Source organism: Sphingomonas faeni (assembly GCF_040407495.1).
Taxonomy (GTDB): Bacteria; Pseudomonadota; Alphaproteobacteria; order Sphingomonadales; family Sphingomonadaceae; genus Sphingomonas; species Sphingomonas faeni_D.
Genome location: NZ_JAPZPP010000010.1, coordinates 1 through 5811 on the forward strand (window position 1 = coordinate 1; position 5811 = coordinate 5811).

1 protein-coding gene, 3 tRNA genes and 3 rRNA genes are annotated in these 5811 nt (G+C 54.4%); all 7 read right to left on the bottom strand.

Annotated elements, in window-relative coordinates:
* Window positions 1-77 (bottom strand) — tRNA-Met (locus O6W96_RS19620).
* Between the two features lie 85 nt (window positions 78-162).
* A 5S ribosomal RNA gene (rrf, locus tag O6W96_RS19625) occupies window positions 163-277 on the bottom strand.
* 254 nt (window positions 278-531) lie between these two features.
* A 23S ribosomal RNA gene (locus O6W96_RS19630) occupies window positions 532-3328 on the bottom strand.
* A gap of 83 nt (window positions 3329-3411) precedes the next feature.
* Window positions 3412-3615, bottom strand: coding sequence for a hypothetical protein (locus O6W96_RS19635; protein ID WP_353471110.1), 204 nt, complete (start codon window positions 3613-3615; stop codon window positions 3412-3414).
* 178 nt (window positions 3616-3793) lie between these two features.
* Window positions 3794-3869 (bottom strand) — tRNA-Ala (locus tag O6W96_RS19640).
* A 15-nt stretch (window positions 3870-3884) separates the two neighbouring features.
* Window positions 3885-3961 (bottom strand) — tRNA-Ile (locus tag O6W96_RS19645).
* Window positions 3962-4230: 269 nt separating this feature from the next.
* Window positions 4231-5721 (bottom strand): 16S ribosomal RNA (locus tag O6W96_RS19650).
* Together the 16S, 23S and 5S rRNA genes with 3 tRNA genes alongside form the textbook arrangement of a ribosomal RNA operon.
* Window positions 5722-5811 lie beyond the last annotated feature (90 nt).

Consider the following 5811-nt stretch of genomic DNA (forward strand, 5'->3'; position numbering starts at 1 on the left):
TGGTTGCGGGGACAGGATTTGAACCTGTGACCTTCAGGTTATGAGCCTGACGAGCTACCGGGCTGCTCCACCCCGCGACACTTCGCTGTAGCGAAGGAGGGTATGGGACGTTGTGAATGGGTTTTGGATATGGTGCGTGATGCATGTTGCACGGGCTTCAATGCCTGGCGACGACCTACTCTTCCATCGCTTGAGCGATAGTACCATTGGCGCAGTCGGGTTTCACGGCCGAGTTCGGAATGGGATCGGGTGGGACACCGACGCTATAGCCACCAGGCAATGGAGCCGGTGCGACATGCGTGTGCGTCATATCTGGGTCCCTCAAGCTTAGCTTTGCAGCGTGCCTGAGGGTTTTAAAATCGATACCGTGCATGGTTTGTAGCCAGCCACTCGGAACACCGAGTGCTGGTGTAGTGGTATTTGACCAATCCCTCGACGGCGAGGGGATTGGCAATCTGGCGTCGTCTTAATCATCCGCACTATCGTTGGCTAACTGGGCGGACCCAGTGTTGTCATTGATGGTGTGAGACTCTCAAGCGCGAATAGAGCAATTAGTATCGGTTAGCTCCATGCGTTACCGCACTTCTACATCCGATCTATCAACGTCGTGGTCTCCGACGGCTCTATGAAATCTTATCTCGAGGGAGGCTTCCCGCTTAGATGCTTTCAGCGGTTATCCCGTCCATACATAGCTACCCAGCTGCGCTCCTGGCGGAACGACTGGTACACCAGAGGTATGTTCAACCCGGTCCTCTCGTACTAGGGTCAACTCCTCTCAAATTTCGACGCCCACGGCAGATAGGGACCAAACTGTCTCGCGACGTTCTGAACCCAGCTCACGTACCACTTTAATTGGCGAACAGCCAAACCCTTGGGACCTGCTCCAGCCCCAGGATGTGATGAGCCGACATCGAGGTGCCAAACAACCCCGTCGATATGAGCTCTTGGGGGTTATCAGCCTGTTATCCCCGGCGTACCTTTTATCCGTTGAGCGATGGCCCTTCCACGAGGGACCACCGGATCACTATGACCGACTTTCGTCTCTGCTCGACTTGTCAGTCTCGCAGTCAGGCGGGCTTATGCCATTGCACTCTAACAGACGGTTTCCGACCGTCCTGAGCCCACCATTGCGCGCCTCCGTTACTCTTTAGGAGGCGACCGCCCCAGTCAAACTACCCGCCACAGAGGGTCCCTGTTCCGGCTTACGGAACGAGGTTAGACATCAGAAACAAACAGGGTGGTATTTCACCTATGGCTCCACATCAGCTGGCGCCGATGCTTCAAAGCCTCCCACCTATGCTACACAGTTTCTTCCTAATGCCACTCTGAAGCTGCAGTAAAGGTGCACGGGGTCTTTCCGTCTAACCGCGGGTACTCCGCATCTTCACGGAGAATTCAATTTCGCTGAGCATGTCCTGGAGACAGTGGGGAAGTCGTTACGCCATTCGTGCAGGTCGGAACTTACCCGACAAGGAATTTCGCTACCTTAGGACCGTTATAGTTACGGCCGCCGTTTACCTGGGCTTCATTTCAGAGCTTGCACCCCTCCACTTAACCTTCAGGCACCGGGCAGGCGTCAGGCCCTATACGTCGTCTTGAAGCCGACTTAGCAGAGCCCTGTGTTTTTGCTAAACAGTCGCTACCCCCTGGCCTGTGCCCCCTCAAAGTGCTTGCGCATAGTGAGGGCCTCCTTCTTCCGAAGGTACGGAGGCAATTTGCCGAGTTCCTTCAGGACACTTCTCTCAAGCGCCTTGGTATACTCTACCTGACCACCTGTGTCGGTTTCGGGTACGGTCTATACGGTGGGGCTATTTCCTGGAACCATTTCGAAGCCATCCCAATCCGATAAGGGATGACAACACACATGATCCGTCACACACCACCAGGCCCACGAATATTAACGTGGTTCCCATCGACTACCCCCTTCGGGCTCGTCTTAGGGGCCGGCTCACCCTGCGCGGATTAGCCTTGCGCAGGAACCCTTGGTCTTTCGGCGAGAGGGCATCTCACCCTCTTTATCGCTACTCATGTCTGCATTCGCACTTCCGATACCTCCACGACCCATTACCAGATCGCTTCACAGGCTTACGGAACGCTCCGCTACCGCGTACCACATAAGTGGCACACCCTAAGCTTCGGCACGTATCTTGAGCCCCGTTACATCTTCGCCGCAGGACCTCTTGTTTAGACCAGTGAGCTGTTACGCTTTCTTTAAAGGATGGCTGCTTCTAAGCCAACCTCCTGGTTGTTTTGGAAGTCCCACATGCTTTCCCACTTAGATACGATTTGGGGGCCTTAGCTGTAGGTCAGGGCTGTTTCCCTTTTGACGACGGACCTTAGCACCCGCCGTCTGTCTCCCGCATATCACTCTTAGGTATTCGGAGTTTGGTTAGGTTTGGTAGATCTCGCGACCCCCTAGCCCATCCAGTGCTCTACCCCCTAAGGTGTTCGTGCGAGGCACTACCTCAATAGTTTTCGCGGAGAACCAGCTATTTCCCGGCTTGATTGGCCTTTCACCCCTAAACACAACTCATCCGGTAACTTTTCAACGTTAATCGGTTCGGACCTCCAGTGCATGTTACTGCACCTTCATCCTGGTCATGCCTAGATCGCCGGGTTTCGGGTCTAATACATCAAACTCTGGCGCCCTATTCAGACTCGCTTTCGCTGCGCCTACACCTATCGGCTTAAGCTTGCTTGATACATTAAGTCACAGACCCATTATGCAAGAGGTACGCTGTCAGGCCATAAAAGCCCTCCAACTGCTTGTAGGCAATCCGTTTCAGGTACTGTTTCACTCCCCTCATCGGGGTGCTTTTCACCTTTCCCTCACGGTACTAGTTCGCTATCGGTCACATACGAGTATTTAGGCTTGGAGGGTGGTCCCCCCATGTTCAGACAGAATTTCACGTGTTCCGCCCTACTCGAGTCCTGAATTCTCACTTTCGCATACGGGGCTGTCACCCGCTATGGCCGAACTTTCCAGATCGTTCTGCTAGTTGAAATTCAGGCACTGGCCTGGTCCGCGTTCGCTCGCCACTACTAACGGAATCTCGGTTGATGTCTTTTCCTCCAGCTACTGAGATGTTTCAGTTCGCCGGGTTCGCTTCACGAAGCCTATGTATTCAGCTAAGTGATACCTAACCTAACTAACCCAATACCCTGCGTTACCGCACAGCTTGGATTAATCGGGATAGGTGGGTTTCCCCATTCGGAAATCGTCGGGTCAAAGCTTGCTCACAGCTCACCGACGCTTATCGCAGCGTGCCACGTCCTTCATCGCCTGTATGTGCCAAGGCATCCACGAATTGCCCTTACCTCACGCTTGAGAGTCCACACCACCAACGACATCACTGGGTGCGTTCGTAAAGAACGTCACCAACTCGGCAGAGCAGTGCGCGTTGGCCTTTGTCAGGTGCGGATGATTATAATCTCAGCCAGATTATTAGTTATGATGATGTCGATATCTGGAGCTTCGAACCGCTCGCTTGGCTCGCTGACGCCGAAGCGCTCACGAACCGCCGAAGCAATCCTCGTCTCCAAAATCGAGCACCTCACGGCATCGATTTTAAAAAACCCATTCACAATGTCAAATACGACGGGCGTGCCCGTCAATCACCGCACTCTCGTGCGGCGAACCGTTTCTCTTCATCTCTAGGTTGTGGCTGATGGTGCGTTGCTCGCGAGCCCGTCAGTCGCGGCGAAGCCGCGCCTTGTGGGCGCGCTTCTCGGCGCTGGCCGTTCTTGTCGTAGTGCGCGGCAGCTTTGCTGCCGCGTCTCTTCGACTGCGAAATGGTGGAGCCTATCGGGATCGAACCGATGACCTGATGCTTGCAAAGCAACCGCTCTCCCAGCTGAGCTAAGGCCCCAAACGCACTTGTGTGTGGTGGGCCTAGGTGGATTCGAACCACCGACCTCACCCTTATCAGGGGTGCGCTCTAACCAACTGAGCTACAGGCCCACACCCGCTGCGCCCGTCAGACGCAGCAGAACTGCGCCTTATAGGGACCCCATCAAAGTAGTACTTTGATGGGACCCAGGGGCGCGCTTCGCGCGCTGGCCGAGCTTGCCCACAGCCAAGACAGCAGATGCTGTCTCGTCTTATGGACTAACCTAGTGATGAAGGGACATGAGGACGGCGGCTAATGTTCTTTGGAATGGAAGAAGCTCTTCCGACAGGGTGGCACCATAAGATGCGGGCCTGTCAGCGCTTTCTGCCGATATCCTTAGAAAGGAGGTGATCCAGCCGCAGGTTCCCCTACGGCTACCTTGTTACGACTTCACCCCAGTCGCTAAACCCACCGTGGTCGCCTGCCTCTCTTACGAGTTAGCGCAACGCCTTCGGGTGAATCCAACTCCCATGGTGTGACGGGCGGTGTGTACAAGGCCTGGGAACGTATTCACCGCGGCATGCTGATCCGCGATTACTAGCGATTCCGCCTTCATGCTCTCGAGTTGCAGAGAACAATCCGAACTGAGACGGCTTTTGGAGATTAGCTCACACTCGCGTGCTTGCTGCCCACTGTCACCGCCATTGTAGCACGTGTGTAGCCCAGCGCGTAAGGGCCATGAGGACTTGACGTCATCCCCACCTTCCTCCGGCTTATCACCGGCGGTTCCTTTAAAGTGCCCAACTAAATGATGGCAACTAAAGGCGAGGGTTGCGCTCGTTGCGGGACTTAACCCAACATCTCACGACACGAGCTGACGACAGCCATGCAGCACCTGTGTGCAGGTCCCCGAAGGGAAGAAATCCATCTCTGGAAGTCGTCCTGCCATGTCAAACGCTGGTAAGGTTCTGCGCGTTGCTTCGAATTAAACCACATGCTCCACCGCTTGTGCAGGCCCCCGTCAATTCATTTGAGTTTTAACCTTGCGGCCGTACTCCCCAGGCGGATAACTTAATGCGTTAGCTGCGCCACCCAAACACCAAGTGTCCGGACAGCTAGTTATCATCGTTTACGGCGTGGACTACCAGGGTATCTAATCCTGTTTGCTCCCCACGCTTTCGCACCTCAGCGTCAATACATGTCCAGTCAGCCGCCTTCGCCACTGGTGTTCTTCCGAATATCTACGAATTTCACCTCTACACTCGGAATTCCACTGACCTCTCCATGATTCAAGCGATGCAGTCTAAAAGGCAATTCCAGAGTTGAGCTCTGGGCTTTCACCTCTTACTTACAAAGCCGCCTACGTGCGCTTTACGCCCAGTAATTCCGAATAACGCTAGCTCCCTCCGTATTACCGCGGCTGCTGGCACGGAGTTAGCCGGAGCTTATTCTCCCGGTACTGTCATTATCATCCCGGGTAAAAGAGCTTTACAACCCTAAGGCCTTCATCACTCACGCGGCATTGCTGGATCAGGCTTTCGCCCATTGTCCAATATTCCCCACTGCTGCCTCCCGTAGGAGTCTGGGCCGTGTCTCAGTCCCAGTGTGGCTGATCATCCTCTCAGACCAGCTAAGGATCGTCGGCTTGGTGCGCCTTTACCACACCAACTACCTAATCCTACGCGGGCTCATCCCTCGGCGATAAATCTTTGGACTTACGTCATCATCCGGTATTAGCAGTCGTTTCCAACTGTTATTCCGAACCAAGGGGTAGATTCCCACGCGTTACGCACCCGTGCGCCACTAAGTACCCGAAGGCACTTCGTTCGACTTGCATGTGTTAGGCATGCCGCCAGCGTTCATTCTGAGCCATGATCAAACTCTCAAGTTTATGTCACCAGCCAATCGCAGTGGAATTCCACGATCAACCAGCTCATCTCAAGGAGCCGCTCTGCACAATATCATTCAGACACCCTACCCG